This window comes from Bradyrhizobium genomosp. III (assembly GCF_000261705.1).
Taxonomy (GTDB): Bacteria; Pseudomonadota; Alphaproteobacteria; order Rhizobiales; family Xanthobacteraceae; genus Bradyrhizobium; species Bradyrhizobium ottawaense.
Window position 1 is genome coordinate 75343 of record NZ_AJQF01000170.1, and the last position, 17790, is coordinate 93132.

Genomic DNA, 17790 nt, shown 5'->3' on the forward strand with positions numbered 1-17790 from the left:
TCCATACCGCGTCCAACAACGAGGTGTTTCGGAAGGGCCCGGGGAGCGCCATTTCGTCGGCCACCCCCAGAATTCGGCCGCCTTCCCCTCGTAGCCGCGACGACGATGCTCAGGAGCCAGCTTTCGCATGGCTCGGCGCAGCCACTCTCTCACGCCGTCGTGCCGTCGATCGAGCGGCGGATCACCTTCTGCACCTCCGAATTCGACAGGAACAGATCGTGGTTGATGATGCCCCAGCCTTCCTGGGAGGCATCGACCACGCGCACGCCGAGCCGCGCGATGACGGCCTTTTCGGCGGCGCCGACCCTGGTCATTCCACCTGCGATCTGGCCCGACAGCGCGAGTGCGCGGTCGTTCGTCGCGGCGATCACGGTGATCTTGCCGGCCAGCGGACCGATGCGCTGGATCGCCGACGAGAACACGTCCATGTCGATATCGGGCGCGGCAAACACGACCGCGCCGATCTTGCTCGTGACGGTGTCGCCGTATCGCGCATGGAGCTGACGCAGGCTTTCGAGCGTCAGCATGGTTCCCATGCTGTGGGCGACGATGTGCACGCGGCCGGCGCTTGGCGCCGACACGAGCGCGGAGAGCACGCGTTCGAAATCGTCGCGCGACCACATCGCGCTGTCGCGGTCATAGGCATAGTCGAACAGGCCGGCCTTGGAGGGCCAGGAGAACACCATCGTCCGGCCGCGGAACTTGATGCCATCGGAGAGATGGGCGCCGTCCAGCACGGCCGTCTCGAATGTCTGCTTGAAGCCGTGCACATAGATCAGCACGTCGCCTGTCCCGGCCTGCGCGGCGAGATCGCCAGCGTCGGCCGGCACCGGTTCGACCCGATCAAGGCGCCAGTCGCCAAGTCCAACGGAGGCGAGGGACAAACGGCTCTCGTCCGGCGCCGCCAGCTTGGCCCGCGCGACCGTCATGGCCGTCGCGCGTTCCGGCCCAAACCAGGGTTTGGCACGGGCGCCGTTGACGGGCTTGCGCGTGGTGGTGACAAGCACTGTCGGGTCAAGCGAGAGCGACGACGCGTCGAAGCGCGCGCCGGTTGCACCCAGGCCAGCGCATCCGCCGAGTGCGACGGCACTTCCTGCCGACATAAGCCCGCCGAGGAAAGCGCGGCGCGAAACGGAATGACGGGAGTCGCGTTGCTGAGGACGTCGGACGATCACTGGGAACCTTTGGGAACTTTGCCCACCTCACGCCGCCCCGCCTAGCTCACTGAATGACAATGCAGGCGAGAAGACGGCGGAGCCGCTTCGCGGCCGGTTCAAAAGTCATGGCCTTCGAACAGGTGCCGCATCAGCCGATGATGCCGATCGCGTGGAGCGTGCACAATCGCGCAAGGCTTACTCCGTGGCTTTCGCCGCGTAGGCCCCGCCCCGTCAAGCGAAACAGGCCAAAGTTCTGTCAACCCCTCCTCACAAAAATATTCCACTTTACCGAAATTCGGATTTGTCGTATGTGTCGGCCATCCCAGCCCACCAAAGGGGCGGTCGTACGTCGTTTCGAACGCGGGCGGGGAGTTGCGGTGGACGCGGGCGGCGTTAAAGGCGGAGCTTGCGCGTGCAGGGCGAGGTCATCTCGTGAGCAAGCGTGACCCGCGAAGACGAACGGCGCCCCTGCGTACGGCGAAACCGTGTGGTCCTGGCCGTCGTTGCTACGGTCAAGCCTTTCGCGGAGATGCGAGCGAGCCCAACCGGGCAGACTGCATCATCCAATTCGCTGGGCGAGGGAGGCCAGAAGGAAAGTTCGGCTCCCGGGAGAGCGCGGCATATTGGCCGTCAGACCATCGCGCAGGGAAGGCCTGGTATCGGCTGCCCTGTATCTCCCCTGTGCATTGCGTGTGCATCTGTTCAGCACGGGGGTCTTTACGGGTGCCAGCCGGCGCCCGGCCTTCCCTGCACCCTTTCTTTCCGAGAGGGTGAGGAGAGCAGCATCACTCGGGCAAAACATGCCGCGAGGACGCGGGCGCGCGTCAGCGGGTTGCCTGCCAGATGACCTTCCGTGCGAGCATGATGCGTCGGCTTCAGTGGAGGTGGTCGTCGCTTCCGGAATCTGCCTTGATGCGATTTCGAGGTGGAGGGAGTGACGATATGAGCGGCTTGGTGATCTCTGGCGGCCGGGTGGTAGATCCCGCGAGTGGGATGGACGCCGTCGGCGACGTGGCGGTGGTGGACGGCAAGGTCGCCGCGGTCGGCACGGGCCTCGGCGGTGCCGAGCGGGTGATCGACGCGACCGGGCTCGTGGTTGCCCCCGGCTTCATCGACCTGCACGCCCATGGCCAATCGATCCCGGCGGACCGCATGCAGGCGTTCGACGGGGTGACGACCACGCTCGATCTCGAGGCCGGCGTGCTGCCGGTCGGGTCGTGGTATGAGCGCCAGGCGAGAAAAGGCCGCGTGCTGAACTACGGCGCCGCCACCAACTGGGCGTTTGCGCGCATCGGCGCAATGACCGGCTCCAATGCGGAGAGCTCGCTGGAGGCGTTCGGCAACGCCATGCGCGACCGCCGCTGGATGGACAACGTGGCGAGTGATGCGGAGGTCGCCGGCATTCTCGAGCGTCTTTCGCGCGGTCTCGATGAAGGCGGCATCGGCGTCGGCATCCTCAATGCCTACGCGCCGGGCGCCGGCGTGCAGGAGCTGACCGCGGTCTGCCAGCTCGCCGCCGCCAAGGACGTGCCGACCTTCACCCACGTCGCCTTCATGTCGCGCATCGACCCCGAGAGCGCGGTGGAAGCCTATATTCGCCTGATCGGCTATGCCGGCGCCACCGGCTCGCACATGCACATCTGCCATTTCAATTCGTCGAGCAAGACCGACGTCGAGCGTTGCCGCGTGCTGATCGCGAAGGCGCAGGCGCAGGGCCTGCCCATCACGGTCGAAGCCTATCCTTACGGCACCGGTTCGACCGTGCTGGCCGCCGCCTTCTTCAGCGACCCCGAATTCGTCGAACGCAACGGCACCGGCTACGATTCCGTGCAGCGCGTGACCGACGGCTATCGCTTCCATGACCGCGAGGAGCTCTTGAAGGCGCAGGCCGAAGAGCCGTCCTCGCTGGTGCTCTGGCACATCCTCGACATCGATAACAATGCGCATCACCGCGACCTGCTCGACATGTCGGTGCTGTATCCCGGCGGCGCGATCGCGTCCGACGCGATGCCGTGGACGACGTCGGACGGCAAGACCTACACCGGCGATGCCTGGCCGCTGCCTGACGATGCCACCTCGCATCCGCGCTCGGCCGGCTGCTTCACGAAATTCATCCGCGAATGGGTGCGCGAGCGCAAGACCGTGTCGCTGCTCGAAGGCGTGCGCAAATGCGCGCTGATCCCGGCGGAAATCCTGTCGCAGAGCACGCCGGCGATGCGCGCCAAGGGCCGGCTGACGAAGGACGCGGACGCCGACATCGTCGTGTTCGACTACGAGAAGCTCTCGGACCGTGCGACCTTCACGGCGATGAACCGCCCCTCCGAAGGCGTGCGGCATCTCGTGGTCAGCGGCCAGGTGCTGATCAGCGACGGCGTGCTGGATCTGGCGGCGCGGCCGGGTAAGCCGGTGCGCCGCCCCGTCGTCGGGGGCTGACCCATGCCGGTCCCCATTCTCCTGGTGACGGGCTTTCTGGGGGCGGGCAAGACCACGGTCGTGAACCATCTGTTGGCGCATGCGGAGGGACGGCGGATCGCCGCGATCGTCAACGATTTCGGCGCTATCAACATCGATGCGGAACTGATCGCGGGCGCCAGCGACGGCGTTGTCAGCCTCGCCAACGGCTGCATCTGCTGCTCGCTCGAAGGCGATCTCCTGCGCACGCTTTCGACACTGCTGCGGCGAGATCCGAAACCGGACTACATCGTGATCGAGACCAGCGGCGTCGCCGATCCCGCCGACATCGTCCGCAATCTGATGGACCCCGTGATCCTGCGCGAGGCGCCGCTGGAGACGGTGCTGTGCGTGATCGACGCCGCGACACCGCCGGCCGCCCTGGACGATGCCCTCCAGCGCTCGCAATTGCGCGTAGCCGATATCGTGGCGCTGACCAAGCTGGATCTGGCGGAAGAGGGCGCGGGTGCGCGGATGCGTCAGGCCATCCGCGCCTTGCGCCTTCCGGCCGTGGTGGTCGAGGCGCGGCATGGCGAGATTCCGTCCGCGCTGCTGTTCCCCGCGAACGTCGAGCGTGCGCCCGTGGCGCGCGATCCGGGCCCGAAACGACCGGCGGAGGAGCGCTTCGAGACGCTGAGCTGGACCTCGGACCGCCCGATCTCGCTGCCCCGCCTGCAGCAGGCCATCGGCAAGCTGGCGCCAAAACTCGCGCGCGCAAAAGGCCTGTTCGAGACCGTCGAGCAGCCCGGCCGCCAGATGGTGTTTCAATTCGCCGCCGGCCGCGCCACGCTCGCCCCTGGCGAGGCGCCCGCACCGGGCGCGCCGCGCACACGGATCGTCTTCATCGCCGAACTCGGCGTGCTGTCGAAGGCCGAGCTCGACGGCATCATGGAGGCGTGCGTTGCCGAATGAAGCTGCAGTCTGTGCCGTCTCACGCGAATTGGGCGACGCCGTTTCCGATCGACCAGTTCTCCGCGGGGGCGTCGAGCACGTTGACGAACACGTCCTCGGGCCGGATGCCCGGGCTTTCGCCGAGCAGGTCGGCGATGCGGCGGTACAGCGCTTTCTTCTGCTCGGGAGTGCGCGAGGCGAACACCGTGATCTGGATCAGCACCGCGTCGTCGCTGCGCGCGACGCCGTAGGCATTGCCACAGCGGAAATTCGCCGGCTCGTGCTCGCTGATGGTCATGAACTCGTCGCCCTCGGGCACGCTCAGCGCCTCGCGCATGGCGCGGTAGAGGCCGTCGAGAATCGCCTGCCGGTAGGCTTGCGGCTTGCCGGCGCGCATCGAGATGTGGAGCAGAGGCATCGCGCGTCCCTTTGCATGCGGGCCCGACCAGCAGGGCGAATGCGTGCGCCGCTGTTCGGCCCAGTGTTGAAACGGGCTATCAATTCCAATTGGTTTTTGACACGATGTCGAGAAAGCATGTTCTTGACGTCGTGTCAAATACTTCCAAAAGGAGCCGAGCTTGCGGCCGCGCGAATTCGATCATGACGAGGTCCTGCGCATCGCGTTCGACCAGTTCTGGCGCAAGGGCGTGCGCGGCACCTCGCTGTCGGACATCGCGCGCGATGCCGGCGTCCAGCGCGGCAGCCTCTACAACGCCTTCGGCAGCAAGGAAGCGCTGTTCCTGCAGGCCTATGAACGCTATGCCGGGGATTATCTCGCAGCGCTGCAGAAGGCGCTCGGGACGGGCTCCTTGCGCAAGCGCCTCACCGCGTTCTTCGATCTGACCATCACCAATTTCCGCTCGGGCACGCCGCCGCGCGGCTGTCCGACCACGCGCGGGCTGATGGAGCTCGGCGCCGCGGAAGGCGAGGGGTTGGACGAAGACGCGCGCCAGGTCTTTGCGGGCCTTATTTCGCGTATCACAGCACTGGTTCAGGACACGTTGTCGGCAGGCGCCGAGCGCGGCGAGTTCAACGGCAATGCCGCGGCCGCGGCGCTGCACATCGTCACCGTGACGCGCGGCCTCGCCGTGCTCGAACGTGCCTTCGGCGACGAGCCGCAATTGCGCAAGATCGCCGCGCACACCATCGATCTCGTGCTCGGCAGGAAAGGCGGCTAGATGTCAGCACAGAGCAAGCGCGTTGACCGCCCGTGTCGCCGCGGCTTCCTTGCCCGAGCCGACGAACGCGCAGACGATGGATTCGAGCTCGCCCGGCTGCTTGCGGCGCGCGACCGCCAGCAACCGCATCAATTCCGTCTCGTCCTTCGACAGCCGACGACAGGACGGCGGCATGAAGCACAGTTCGCATGGCCGGCCGCTGCGCAGGATTCTGACCAGCGCGGCAGCCCGCGCCACCAGCAGCGGACTGTCGGCAATGCCAGGCGCCTCGTCGGCAAAGCGATAGGCGGCCTCCCAGCAATCGGAGGCGCCGGTGGTGTAGGCCGCTCCGATGAAGCGGAACAGCGACAGCGCGACGCGGCAGAAATCATCGTAGCTGTCGACGCAGGGGCGCGCTCCAAGCGCGGCCTGGAGCGGACAGAGCCGCGATTGGCCGGCGTCCGGCACAGAACCGCAAATATCCGGGGTCATGACCGATCTCGTCAGTGCAATGTCGGGCTTCCAACCAGCCAGCTCTTCATCGCCATGGTCCGGTCATGGTCGAAGGATCGCACCTGCCGGTCGGGCATGATGAGACCAGCCATGCGGAAGATCGTGGCGAGACCCCGCACGGGCGCCAGCGCCCAATCGGCGCCGACCGGCGGCAGCCAGCTCTCGAACCGTTCGCGCACGATGTCGATGCGATCCTGTTGTGCCGCGGCGATGGCCTGCAGAATCCCGCGCTCGCTGTCCGACATGCGCGGACAGGTCGGGCAGTGCACCTCGATCGCGGTGTGGGCCGTGCAGGCGAAGATCTCGATGATGGATTCCAGCGAGAGCACGGCATCGCCCACGCGGAAATGGTCGTACACCTCCTGGACATCGGCTGCGGTCGGAACGGCGCCGCCGCTGCGTGCCTTGGCCCGGAATCCCCAGATGAAGAGCCGTTCCGCCGCACTGAGCGCGGGAAGATCGACAGACCCTGATGATGTCGATTGATGCATGAAACCTCTGGCCCTTGGCTGCGCTCACGCCACAGCTGGCGCTGATTGTCTGCATCGATCGTTCTGCCGGAGCCCGCCCCAAGTCAACGCTCGCAGGGGCGATATCGAGGTCTTCTAGTTTTGAAGAGGTTTATATTCGAAGACGGGCGCGGCGCCGCGAGGGCGCGAAAGCCGTGCGCGGCGGCCGGGCCTCGGCGGCCGCTTGGGGAACCCGAATGCTTAAAGCTTTGCTAAGAGGATCGGGATAAATTGGCATGTCTGTCCCGCCAAATTTCGTGAGCTCCGATGATTTTCTCCCGCATCAGTTTCAAGCTGGTCCTGATTGTCGGCATCAGCCTTCTCGGCATGATCGCGCTGGCGCCGATCGCGCTGTCGACCCTGCGCACGCAGATGGTCGCCGATCGTCAGGCCAAGACGCAGCAGATGGTCGATGTCGGCTACGGCATCCTCGCCCACTACCAGAAGCTCGAGAGCGACGGGAAACTCCCGCGCGAACAGGCCCAGGCCGCCGCGATCGCCGAGATCAAGAGCCTGCGCTACGACAAGGTCGAGTATTTCTGGATCAACGACATGGCCCCGAAGATGGTCATGCATCCGATCAAGCCGGAGCTCGACGGCAAGGATCTGTCCGGGATGAAGGATCCCGCCGGCAACGCGCTGTTCATGGGCTTCGTCGACGTCGTCAAGAAGCAGGGCGCGGGCTTCTACGGCTACCTCTGGCCGAAGCCCGGCTTCGACCAGCCGGTCGGGAAAATCTCCTATGTGAAGGGCTTTGCGCCTTGGGGCTGGATCATCGGCACCGGCATCTATCTCGACGATGTCGACGCCGTGTTCCGCCAGGCTGCGACGACGTTCGGCTACGTCTGTCTCGCCGTGCTGGTCCTGGTCCTCGGTGCGTCCTTCGTGATCGGCCGCAGCGTGACCCGGCCACTGGCAAAAATCACCGCGCTGACCGAGCGGCTTGCCGCCGGCGACAGCGCGTTCGAGGTGCCCTATACCGACCGCAACAACGAGGTCGGCGGGCTCGCCAAGGCGCTGGCCGTGTTCAAGGACAATGCGTCGGCCGTCGGGCGGATGCATGCCGAGCAGCAGGAGGCGAAGCAGCGGGCCGACGGCGAGAAGCGCAAGGCGATGACCGATCTCGCCGGCAAGTTCGAGGCGAGCGTTCAGGCCGTCGTCCGCGACGTCTTCAACGAGGCGCGCGCGATGCAGCAGGCAGCCCAGGGCATGTCGGAAACCGCGGACAAGGCGACCGACCGCGCGAGCTTCGTCGCCTCCGCCTGCCAGCAGGCCTCGAGCAACGTGCAGACGGTGGCCTCCGCCGCCGGCCAGCTGTCGTCCTCGATCTCGGAGATCAGCCAGCGCGTCGCACAGGCCGCGACGGTGGCCGACAAGGCCGCCGCCGACGGTCAGCGCACCAACGACACCGTGCAGGGGCTGGCAGCGGCCGCGCACAAGATCGGCGAGGTCATCGACCTCATCAACCAGATCGCCTCGCAGACCAATCTGCTCGCGCTCAACGCCACGATCGAGGCGGCGCGGGCGGGCGAAGCCGGCAAGGGCTTTGCGGTGGTTGCGAGCGAAGTGAAGTCGCTGGCGAGCCAGACGGCAAAAGCGACCGACGAGATCGGCGCTCAGATCACGGCGATCCAGGCCGAGACCAATCAGGTCGTCGGCAACATCGAGAGCATCCGTGCCACCATCATGGAGGTCAACGAGATCTCCTCATCGATCGCTGCCGCGGTCGAGGAGCAGGGCGCCGCGACGCAGGCGATCGCCCACAGCGTGCAGGAGGCGGCCTCCGGAACCGACCAGGTCTCGCAGAACATCTCCGGCGTCAGCGACGCGACCGCGGCGACCGGCCAGGCCGCAGGCCTCGTGCTGCAATCGAGCGGCCGCCTGACGCAGAAGCTGCAATCGCTCGAAAACGAAGTCAGCGCTTTCGTCGCGGGCGTGCGCGCGGCGTAGCGAAACGCGCTGCGAGAAACTTTCTTTTTCCGCGTCGCGGCATCGGCCGCGACGCCGATGCTGTTTTTCTTGACATGACCTCTGCCGTGCTCGACGTGTAGCGATGTCGATTGACGGCACGTGCGTGCCTTCGAAAAGAAAAGCAACACGGGAAAGACGTCATGAGCGCGGGTCTCAACGAGAAGGATTATCTCGCTACCTTGCGTGGCCTGTGGGACAAGGCTTGGCCGAAAGGCATGCCGCGTTCGCCGAATTATCTGCACGGCGAAGTTCCCTTGTCGGAATATCTGCGCGCCTGGGCGAAGCGCAGTCCGGAGCGGCCCGCAATCATCTTCTACGGCCACGTCACCACCTATGCCGATCTCGATCGGCAGAGCGACCGTTTTGCGGCGCTGCTGCAAGCCAAGGGCGTCGGCAAGGGTGACCGCGTCGCCGTGTTCCTGCCGAACTGCCCGCAATTCCACATCGTGTTCTTCGGCATTTTGAAGCTCGGCGCGATCCACGTCCCCGTCAGCCCGCTGTCGCGCGCGTTCGAGCTGTCCTACGAGCTCAAGGATACCCAGGCCGATGTGATCGTGGCGCTCGACCAGCTCGCCCCCGTCGTCGAGCAAGTCAGGGGCGAGGTGCGCCTGCGCGAGATCATCGTCACCAGCTTTGCCGACGTCGTTCCGGCAGCGCCCGCGTTCCCCACGCCGGACTCGATCCGCACGCCGCGCGTCGCGGTGCCGGGCGCGACCGATCTGCTGCCGGCGCTCGCCGCAACGCCCACACCTACGCCGCTGCCGCCGCCTGGGCTCGATGACGTCGCCGCGCTCAACTACACCGGCGGCACCACCGGCATGCCCAAGGGCTGCGTCCATACCCATCGCGACATGGTGTACACGGCCGCCGCCAATTACGGCATCTCGGTGCTGTCGGACGAGAACAGCGTGTTCATGTCGTTCTTTCCGGAATTCTGGATCGCCGGCGAAAACTTTGGCCTGATCTTCCCGCTGTTCTCCGGCGCGACGCTGGTGCTGCTGGCGCGCTGGGATGCCGTCGGCGCCATGGCGGCGATCGACAAATACAAGGTCACGATCACCGCGATGCCGGTCGACGGCGCAGTCGAGCTGATGGACCATCCGCGCTGGAGCGAGTTCGATCTGTCGTCGCTGCAGCAGGTCCGCGTCGTCTCCTTCGTCAAGAAGCTCAACGCCGACTATCGCAAGCGCTGGAAGGACCTCACCGGCACGATCCTGATGGAGGCAGCATGGGGCATGACCGAGACCCACACCTCCAACACTTTCACATCTGGCTTCCAAGACGACGATTTCGATCTCAACAACCAGCCGATCTTCGTCGGCCTGCCGGTCCCCGGCGCCGAGTTCAAGATCACCGATTTCGAGACCGGCGCATTGCTGCCGCTCGGCGCGGAAGGCGAGATCCGCGTACGGACGCCCTCGCTGCTCAAGAGCTATTGGAACAAGCCGGAGGCGATCGCCGAGTCGCTCGTCGACGGTTGGCTGCGCACCGGCGATATCGGCAACATCGACAAGGACGGCTTCCTGCACTTCCTGGGCCGCCGCAAGGAGATGCTGAAGGTCAAGGGCATGAGCGTGTTTCCGCCGGAGATCGAGGCACTGCTGGGCCAGCACCCGAAGGTGCTAGGCTCGGGCGTGGTCGGGCGCGACGATCCTGACAAGGGGCAGGTGCCGGTGGCCTATATCCAGCTCAAGCCTGAGGCGGTCGGCACCATCTCTGCGGAAGATCTGCGCGCCTGGTGCGCCGAGCGCATGGCCGTCTACAAGATCCCGGAAGTGCGTATTATCGATGCCCTGCCGCTGACGGCCACGGGCAAGGTGAAGAAGCAGGATCTCGACCCGAATCTTCCTGCTGCTGTCTGAATGAGAGAGACGATGTCGTTCAAGAAGCTCCTGATTGCCAATCGCGGCGAGATCGCCATTCGCATCGCGCGCGCGGCAGCCGATGCCGGCATCGCCACTGTCGCGATCCATCCCGCTGATGATGCGCTGTCGCTGCACGTGCGGGTTGCCGACGAAGCGGTCGAAATCCCCGGCCGCGGCGCCCGGGCCTATCTCGACATCGATGCGGTGGTGACGGCGGCGAAAAGCGTCGGTTGCGACGCCGTGCATCCCGGCTACGGCTTCCTCAGCGAGAACGCCGCGTTTGCCAAGGCCTGTGCCGATGCAGGCCTCACCTTCGTCGGGCCGAAGCCGGCGGCGCTCGAATTGTTCGGCGACAAGGTCGCGGCAAGGCAACTGGCAAAGCGTTGCGGCGTGCCGATCATTGCCGGCACCAGCGGGCCGTCGTCGGTGGAGGAGATCACGGCGTTCTTCAGCTCCCTCGGCAGCAATGCTGCGATCGTGATCAAGGCCATGGCCGGCGGCGGTGGGCGCGGCATGCGCGTCGTCGAGAACGCGGCCGATCTCACGGAGGCCTATGCGCGCTGCCAGTCCGAGGCCAAGGCTGCCTTCGGCTTCGACGGTGTCTATGCCGAGCGGCTGATCCGGCAGGCGCGCCATATCGAGGTGCAGATCATCGGCGACAAGCACGGCGCGATCTCCCACCTTTGGGAGCGCGAATGCACCATCCAGCGCCGGCACCAGAAGCTGATCGAGGTAGCGCCGAGCCCGTCGCTGAGCGAGCCCTTGCGCGGCCGTATCATCGAGGCGGCGAAGCAGCTTGCGACGGCGGCGATTTACGACAATCTCGGCACGTTCGAGTTCCTGGTCGACGGCACCGCCGAGGACAGCTTTGCCTTCATCGAGGCCAATCCGCGGCTTCAGGTCGAGCACACCGTGACCGAGGAAGTGCTCGGGCTCGACCTCGTCCGCGCCCAGCTCGCGGTCGCATCAGGCGCAACGCTGTCCTCGCTTGGCCTTGCGCAGGGATCGATCCCGAAGCCGCGCGGCCATGCCATGCAGCTCCGCGTCAACATGGAGACGCTGGACGCATCAGGCGCGACGCATCCGACCGGCGGCGTGCTCGCTGTTTTCGAGCCGCCGTCAGGGCCGGGCGTGCGCGTCGATAGCTTTGGTTACGCCGGCTACAAGACCAGCGCGGCCTTCGACTCGCTCCTCGCGAAAGTCATCGTGCATACGCCGGGCGAAACCTGGCATGATGTCGTTGCAAAAGCCTCGCGCGCCTTGCGCGAGTTCCGGATCGACGGCGTGGTCACCAATATCGCCTTCCTGCAGGCGGTGCTGGCGCATCCTGATTTCAGGACCAACCGAATCGCGACCGACTTCATCGATCGCAATATCGCAAAGCTCGTCGATGCCGCCGACGGTGCGGCCAAGCCGCTCTACTTTGCGCCGACCGAAGGAAGTGGCGTTTACGGCGCGGAGACGCATGTCGCGCAGATCGTGCCTGAAGGCACGGTGATGGTCGCAGCGCCCTTGCAAGGAACCATCGTCACCATTCAGGTGAAGGAGGGCGAGATCGTGCGCCCCGGCCAGCAGCTCGCCGTGATCGAGTCCATGAAGATGGAGCATCTCGTGATGGCCGAGCAGGGCGGCCGGGTGACAAAACTCGCCGCCGGCGACGGTGCCACGCTGCTGCATGGCGAGGCGATCCTCTATCTGGAGCCGCTCGACGTCGCGGCCGACAGCACGACGGCCGAAGCCGATATCGATCTCGACCACATCCGCCCCGACCTCGCCGAGCTGATCGCGCGCCAGGCCAACACGCTGGATGCGAATCGCCCCGCCTCGGTCGAGCGCCGCCGCAACACCAATCAGCGCACCGCGCGCGAGAACGTCGCCCAGCTCGTCGACGAAGGCTCGTTCATGGAATACGGCAGCCTTGCCATCGCGGCGCAGCGCCGCCGCCGCAAGCTCGACGATCTCATCAAGAACACGCCGGCCGACGGTCTCGTCATGGGCGTCGCCACGGTCAATGGCGAGAAGTTCGGGCCCGAGGGTGCGCGCTGCATCGTCGTGGCCTATGACTACACCGTGCTCGCGGGCACGCAGGGCCACATGAACCACAAGAAGATCGACCGCATGCTGACCTTGGCGGAAGATTGGCGCGTGCCGCTGGTGTTCTATGCCGAAGGTGGCGGCGGCCGGCCCGGCGACACTGATCGGCTCGGCATGACCGGTCTCGACGGTCCGTCCTTCGTGCAGTTCGCAAGGCTCTCCGGCCTCGTGCCCGTGATTGGTGTCGTCTCCGGCTATTGCTTCGCCGGCAACGCCGCGATGCTCGGCTGCTGCGACGTCATCATCGCCACCAAGAACGCTTCGATCGGCATGGGCGGTCCTGCGATGATCGAGGGCGGCGGCCTCGGCGTCTATCACCCCGCCGAGGTCGGCCCTGTCTCGTTCCAATCGCCGAACGGCGTCATCGACATCCTCGTCGAAGACGAGGAGGAGGCGACAAGGATCGCGCAAAAATACCTGTCCTATTTCCAGGGCGCGGTGACGGAGTGGGAGGCCGCCGACCAGCGCCTGCTGCGCCGGGCCATCCCCGAGAATCGCCTGCGCGTCTACGATATCCGCAGCGTCATCGATCTCGTCGCCGACAAGGATTCCGTTCTGGAGCTGCGCCGCGACTACGGCGTCGGCATGATCACCGCGCTGATCCGCATCGAGGGAAAACCGTTCGGCCTGATCGCCAACAATCCGCGTCACCTTGGCGGCGCCATCGATGCCGATGCCGGCGACAAGGCCGCGCGCTTCCTCCAGCTCTGCGACGCGTTCGATTTGCCCGTCGTCTCGCTCTGCGACACGCCCGGCTTCATGGTCGGCCCGGAAGCGGAGAAGACCGCGATCGTGCGCCACGTCTCCCGCATGTTCGTCACGGGCGCGAGCCTCACCGTGCCGCTGTTCGGCATCGTGCTGCGCAAGGGGTATGGCTTAGGGGCACAGTCGATGATCGGCGGCGGCTTCCACGCCTCGTTCTTCACCGCGGCCTGGCCGACCGGCGAGTTCGGCGGCATGGGGCTGGAGGGGTACGTCCGCCTCGGCTTCCGCAAGGAGATGGAAGCCATCGCCGACCCCGAGGAGCGCGAGACCTATTACCGCAACAAGGTCGCCGAGCTCTATGCCAACGGCAAGGCGGTCTCGATCGCCTCGGTGTTCGAGATCGACAACGTCATCGACCCCGCCGAGACGCGGCGCTGGATCATGGCCGGACTGCGTTCGGTGCCGAAGCCGCCGGCCAGGGCCGGGAAGAAGCGGCCGTGCATCGATACGTGGTGAGGGCGGTGCAGCAATAGCTGCGTTCCGGTTCCGGATTGACATCCCCGCCTGTGGTGCCAGACTTTGCACAATAATACAGGGTGGAGACGTCCGCGATGGCCAGCCTGTCGGCCTCGAACCATGTCGCCCGCGTCTTGTCCGTCGCCAATCAATTGGCCGACGTCGATGCCTCTTCGCGCATTGCCGATTCCTGGCGGCGCTGCCTGATCAGCCACAAGCTCGACCCCGCCCGCCAGGGACCGCCGCAGACGCTGACCGAGGCCGAGGTCCGGCATGTCGCCGAACCGATGGAGCAGCTGATCCAGCTGGCGACGCCGGAGCTCGAAGACCTCGCGCGGGTGCTGCGCGAGGCCGGCTATTGCGTCAATCTCGCCGACCCCAGCGCCACGATGCTGTGGAGCCGGCTGCCCGGCCCGGCCGATACTGAGATATTCATGCGCTGGAAGGTCTATACCGGCTCGAATTTTTCCGAGGCTTTCGAAGGCACCAACGGGCTCGGCACCGCACTTGCGGAGCAAAGGCCGATCCTGGTGCATCGTGACGAGCATTTTCGCGCGCAGTGGCACATGTTCTCCTGCGCCGTGGCGCCGCTGTTCGACCACGCCGGTCGCCTCGCCGGTGCCGTGAACATCACCTCTTGCCGAGAGGATCTCGAGCGCGCTGCGCATCAGCTCGCGCTCGCGGTGACGATGGAGGCGACGCGGCGCATGGAGGGCGCGATCTTCCGCGGTCATTTCCGCAACGCCTGGATCGCGACCGTGCCGGGCGACGGCGGCAGCGGTCTGCTCGCCTATGACGACGATCGCCGCATCGTCGGCGCCTGCCGTTCGGCGCGCGCACTGCTGGGCCTCACCGACGGCTTGATCGCATCCGGCATCGACCTGTCGCGCTACGTCAAGTTCGATCGTCATGCCGCCCGCGGCGTGGACGAGACAGTCGAGTTGCGTCGCGCCGATGGCAGTGCGTTAGGGCAGGGGCATGTTGCGCCGCCCCTGCAGACGAGATCATCGGCGCGTCCGCTCGCGCCGCGCCGCGATGCGCCTGTCGATCGCTTCGACGCGCTGCACCGGCTCGCCGGCCGCGATCCCGGGCTGATCAGGAGCGTGAAGCGGCTCCGAAGCATCGGCGATCACAATCTGCCGGTGCTGCTCCATGGCGAGACCGGCGTCGGCAAGGACGTGTTCGCGCGCGCCATTCACGCCGCGAGCAGCCGGGCGCGCAGCAATTATGTCGCACTGAATTGCGCGGCGATGCCGGAGAGCCTGATCGACGCCGAGCTGTTCGGCTACGAGGCCGGCGCGTTCACCGGGGCGCGGCGCGACGGCTCGAAGGGCCTGATCGTGCAGGCCGACGGCGGCACGCTGTTCCTCGACGAGATCGGCGACATGCCGATCGCCCTGCAGACGCGTTTGCTACGCGTGCTGGAAAACCGCGAGGTCTGGCCGCTCGGCGCACTCAAGCCTGTCGCCGTCGACATCCGCCTGATCAGCGCCACCCACCGCGATCTCGGCCGCATGGCCGAAGAAGGCGGCTTCCGCGCCGACCTCTATTTCCGCCTGCGTGGCCTGGAGGTGCGGCTGCCGGCCTTGCGCGAGCGTGCCGACCGGGACGACGTCATCCGCCAGATCGCGCGCGAGGAGGCGCCGAACTGCAGGCTTTCGGACCAAGCGTGGTCGCAACTCTCGGCCTATTCCTATCCCGGCAACATGCGCCAGCTCCGCCACGTGTTGCGGCTCGCCGGCTGCACGGCGGAGAATGGCGTCATCACCGATGCGGATCTCGACCTGCCGCCGTTCGGGAAAGCGGAGCCGGACCTCGAAGCGGCCGAGCGCGCCACGATCGTCGAGGCGCTCCGCAAGCACGGCGGACGCGTCACCGAAGCAGCACGGGCACTGAAGCTCAGCCGCGCGACGCTCTATCGGAAGATCAAGCTGCTGAAGATCGAAACGGCGCAGTAGCGGTCTCTGTCCCAGATCACAGACGTCGTAAGGTGGGCAAAGGCGCACTTGCGCCGTGCCCACGTCTTCTCGTTTAGGACCTAAGACGTGGGCACGCTTCCGCCTTCGCTCTTCGAGCTACGGCGGACAAGTCGCTTTGCCCACCCTACGATCTCTGTAGTCGTGGATCGCTTGCGTGGCGCCTCTTACGAAAAATCCGTCCAGCTCAGATGCCGTGAATCGAGGTCGCCGACCGTCACCGTTTCGCGCATCTCATGCGGCGTGTGAAAACTGCTGCGCAGGTACACCAGCGGCGCTGCGGTCGCCAAATGCGACACGCCGCGCACTTCGCCGACGAAGATCGAATGCGTCGTCGTCTCGAACTCCTGCGCCAGCACGCAATCGAATGCGGCGACCGCATCCGTCAGCACCGGGGCGCCGGTCGCGCCGCGCGTCCACTGTCCGAACGCAAAACGGTCGTCGCCGTTGACGCCCTTCTGGCCGCTGAAGGTGAGCGCGAGCAGGGCGTGATCCTCGTGCAGGAAGTTGATCGCGAAGGCGCCTTCCTCGCGGATGCGCCCATGTGCGCTGGCGTTGCGGTTGACGCAGACGATCAGCGACGGCGGGGAGTCCGACAGCGAGCAGGCCGAGGTCACCGTCAATCCCGTGCGCTTGCCGTGCTCGGCGCCGACCGTGACCAGCGCGACGGCGCCGGCACATTGGCGCATCGCCTGCTTGAAATCCTTTGCGTCCACGCTCACGCCGAGGCCTCCGAAATGGAAACGGGTGCGGCACGATCGCGCCGCACCCGCTGAGCGTCAAGCCGCCTTCTTCGCGGAGCCGAGATGCGCAAGGCGCGGCATCACCTCGTTCTTCAGCAGCGAGAGCGAGTGGTGCCAGGCTTCCGCCTTGTGCTTGTAGTCGAAGCCGAACACCAGCAGCACGCCGAAGCCGCCGACCTCGTCGTAGATCTTCTCGATCTTCTCGGCGACGGTCGCGGGCGAGCCGACGATCCAGTTCCGCTTGGCGCAATATTCGACCGTGACGTCGCTGTCGGGGACATCGGGGGCGTGCTTGAGATAATCCTTGAAGCCGAAATGGCCGAGCAGCGGCAGGAAATACTCGCCCATCATCCGGCCCATCATGTCGCCGGTCGAGAGCTTCCAGGCTTCCTCGTCGGTGTCGGCGACGAACACCTCGCGCACCAGACGCCAATCCTGCCGGTTCGGCTTGCGCCCGGTCTTGGCGGCGCCGATCTCGACGGAGTCCCAGTGGCTCGAGACATAGGCCGGGTTGAGATTGAGGCTCATCGGGATGAAGCCGCGCTCGCCGGCGAGCTTCAGCGTGTCCGAGTTCTTCGACAGCCCGGCGACGCCGATCGGCGGATGCGGCGCCTGCAGCGGCTTGATGTGCGGCTTGAGGAAGTCGAACATCGTGTCCGGCTTGGTCACCGTCCAGAACTTGCCCTTGTGGGTGAAGGGCGCGGGCTCGGTCCACAGCTTCAGGATGATCTCCAGCGCCTCGCGCGTCATGTCGCGGTTCTGCCCGCTCATGCCGTCGACGTTGAACATCGCCCAGTCGCTCGGCAGGCCGGAGGCCGCGACGCCGAAATTGAGCCGGCCCTCGGAGAGATGGTCGAGCATCGCGACCCGGTTGGCGAGCTCGGCCGGATGGTGATAGGGCAGCAGGAATCCGCCCGGCCCGATCCGAAGCTTCTTGGTCTGCATCAGGGCCTGCGCGATCAGGAGGTCCGGCGTGGGATTGGGTTCCCAGGGCGCGGTGTGGTGCTCGCCGACCCAGGCCTCCTGATAGCCGAGCTCGTCGAGCCAGCGCATGACCTGCAGGTCCCAATCGTTCCCTTCCTTCAGGCCGCACTCCGGCGGATGCGAAGGCATCGTGAAATAGCCGATCTCCATGGGTTTCCTCATCTGATGTTGACGCGTCTTGTCGCGCGTTGACGGAGTTGAGCAACGAAGCTTGAGCAAGCGCTGTGCCAGCGGTTCAGCAAGCGCTGTGCCAGCGAT

General features: G+C 66.1%; 13 protein-coding genes. 7 read left to right on the forward strand and 6 right to left on the reverse strand.

From position 1 onward, the window contains the following. Nucleotides 1-149: 149 nt before the first annotated feature. A complete protein-coding gene (locus IC66_RS0115165) occupies nt 150-1103 on the reverse strand; it encodes an alpha/beta hydrolase (protein WP_049801859.1) in 954 nt (317 codons plus the stop codon). Between the two features lie 996 nt (nt 1104-2099). On the opposite strand from IC66_RS0115165, the gene IC66_RS0115170 reads away from it, so the two are divergent. Together IC66_RS0115170 and IC66_RS0115175 are read left to right on the forward strand one after the other, a co-directional pair. After that, nucleotides 2100-3590, forward strand: a complete 1491-nt coding sequence (locus tag IC66_RS0115170) for an amidohydrolase family protein (protein ID WP_038948179.1) — start codon at nt 2100-2102, stop codon at nt 3588-3590. Nucleotides 3591-3593: 3 nt separating this feature from the next. Continuing rightward, nucleotides 3594-4520, forward strand: coding sequence for a CobW family GTP-binding protein (locus tag IC66_RS0115175; protein ID WP_028140449.1), 927 nt, complete (start codon nt 3594-3596; stop codon nt 4518-4520). 19 nt (nt 4521-4539) lie between these two features. Here IC66_RS0115175 and IC66_RS0115180 read toward each other — a convergent pair whose 3' ends face one another. Beyond that, the gene (locus IC66_RS0115180) at nt 4540-4917 is read right to left on the reverse strand and encodes a tautomerase family protein (protein WP_028140448.1); all 378 of its coding nucleotides are present in this window, start codon (nt 4915-4917) and stop codon (nt 4540-4542) included. A gap of 160 nt (nt 4918-5077) precedes the next feature. On the opposite strand from IC66_RS0115180, the gene IC66_RS0115185 reads away from it, so the two are divergent. Further along, entirely contained in the window at nt 5078-5677 is a 600-nt protein-coding gene (locus IC66_RS0115185) for a TetR/AcrR family transcriptional regulator (protein ID WP_028140447.1), read from the forward strand. A gap of 3 nt (nt 5678-5680) precedes the next feature. Here IC66_RS0115185 and IC66_RS0115190 read toward each other — a convergent pair whose 3' ends face one another. Together IC66_RS0115190 and IC66_RS0115195 are read right to left on the reverse strand one after the other, a co-directional pair. Then, nucleotides 5681-6148, reverse strand: coding sequence for a hypothetical protein (locus IC66_RS0115190; protein ID WP_028140446.1), 468 nt, complete (start codon nt 6146-6148; stop codon nt 5681-5683). A gap of 11 nt (nt 6149-6159) precedes the next feature. Beyond that, a complete protein-coding gene (locus tag IC66_RS0115195) occupies nt 6160-6660 on the reverse strand; it encodes a hypothetical protein (protein WP_038948180.1) in 501 nt (166 codons plus the stop codon). Nucleotides 6661-6945: 285 nt separating this feature from the next. Here IC66_RS0115195 and IC66_RS0115200 point away from each other — a divergent pair, with 285 nt between their 5' ends. From IC66_RS0115200 to IC66_RS0115215, 4 genes are all read left to right on the forward strand, one after another. Continuing rightward, nucleotides 6946-8628 carry a methyl-accepting chemotaxis protein gene (locus tag IC66_RS0115200; protein ID WP_038948182.1) on the forward strand — a complete coding sequence of 561 codons (1683 nt, stop codon included), beginning with the start codon at nt 6946-6948 and terminating at the stop codon, nt 8626-8628. Between the two features lie 161 nt (nt 8629-8789). Continuing rightward, nucleotides 8790-10511, forward strand: a complete 1722-nt coding sequence (locus IC66_RS0115205) for an AMP-binding protein (RefSeq protein ID WP_038948183.1) — start codon at nt 8790-8792, stop codon at nt 10509-10511. Between the two features lie 12 nt (nt 10512-10523). Continuing rightward, nucleotides 10524-13829, forward strand: coding sequence for an acetyl-CoA carboxylase family protein (locus tag IC66_RS0115210; RefSeq protein ID WP_038948185.1), 3306 nt, complete (start codon nt 10524-10526; stop codon nt 13827-13829). A 95-nt stretch (nt 13830-13924) separates the two neighbouring features. Next, the gene (locus IC66_RS0115215; protein ID WP_038948186.1) at nt 13925-15787 is read left to right on the forward strand and encodes a sigma-54-dependent Fis family transcriptional regulator; all 1863 of its coding nucleotides are present in this window, start codon (nt 13925-13927) and stop codon (nt 15785-15787) included. Between the two features lie 185 nt (nt 15788-15972). On the opposite strand, the gene IC66_RS0115220 is transcribed toward IC66_RS0115215, so the two are convergent. Together IC66_RS0115220 and IC66_RS0115225 are read right to left on the reverse strand one after the other, a co-directional pair. After that, the gene (locus IC66_RS0115220) at nt 15973-16527 is read right to left on the reverse strand and encodes a flavin reductase family protein (RefSeq protein WP_038948187.1); all 555 of its coding nucleotides are present in this window, start codon (nt 16525-16527) and stop codon (nt 15973-15975) included. A 57-nt stretch (nt 16528-16584) separates the two neighbouring features. Next, a complete protein-coding gene (locus tag IC66_RS0115225; RefSeq protein ID WP_038948189.1) occupies nt 16585-17682 on the reverse strand; it encodes an LLM class flavin-dependent oxidoreductase in 1098 nt (365 codons plus the stop codon). Nucleotides 17683-17790 lie beyond the last annotated feature (108 nt).

Coding starts and splice junctions, on each gene's coding strand:
- IC66_RS0115215 (WP_038948186.1), top strand. CDS start 13,925: ATGGCCAGCCTGTCGGCCTCGAACCATGTCGCCCGCGTCTTGTCCGTC.
- IC66_RS0115210 (WP_038948185.1), top strand. CDS start 10,524: ATGTCGTTCAAGAAGCTCCTGATTGCCAATCGCGGCGAGATCGCCATT.
- IC66_RS0115205 (WP_038948183.1), top strand. CDS start 8,790: ATGAGCGCGGGTCTCAACGAGAAGGATTATCTCGCTACCTTGCGTGGC.
- IC66_RS0115180 (WP_028140448.1), bottom strand. CDS start 4,917: ATGCCTCTGCTCCACATCTCGATGCGCGCCGGCAAGCCGCAAGCCTAC.
- IC66_RS0115170 (WP_038948179.1), top strand. CDS start 2,100: ATGAGCGGCTTGGTGATCTCTGGCGGCCGGGTGGTAGATCCCGCGAGT.
- IC66_RS0115175 (WP_028140449.1), top strand. CDS start 3,594: ATGCCGGTCCCCATTCTCCTGGTGACGGGCTTTCTGGGGGCGGGCAAG.
- IC66_RS0115200 (WP_038948182.1), top strand. CDS start 6,946: ATGATTTTCTCCCGCATCAGTTTCAAGCTGGTCCTGATTGTCGGCATC.
- IC66_RS0115195 (WP_038948180.1), bottom strand. CDS start 6,660: ATGCATCAATCGACATCATCAGGGTCTGTCGATCTTCCCGCGCTCAGT.
- IC66_RS0115190 (WP_028140446.1), bottom strand. CDS start 6,148: ATGACCCCGGATATTTGCGGTTCTGTGCCGGACGCCGGCCAATCGCGG.
- IC66_RS0115165 (WP_049801859.1), bottom strand. CDS start 1,103: ATGTCGGCAGGAAGTGCCGTCGCACTCGGCGGATGCGCTGGCCTGGGT.
- IC66_RS0115225 (WP_038948189.1), bottom strand. CDS start 17,682: ATGGAGATCGGCTATTTCACGATGCCTTCGCATCCGCCGGAGTGCGGC.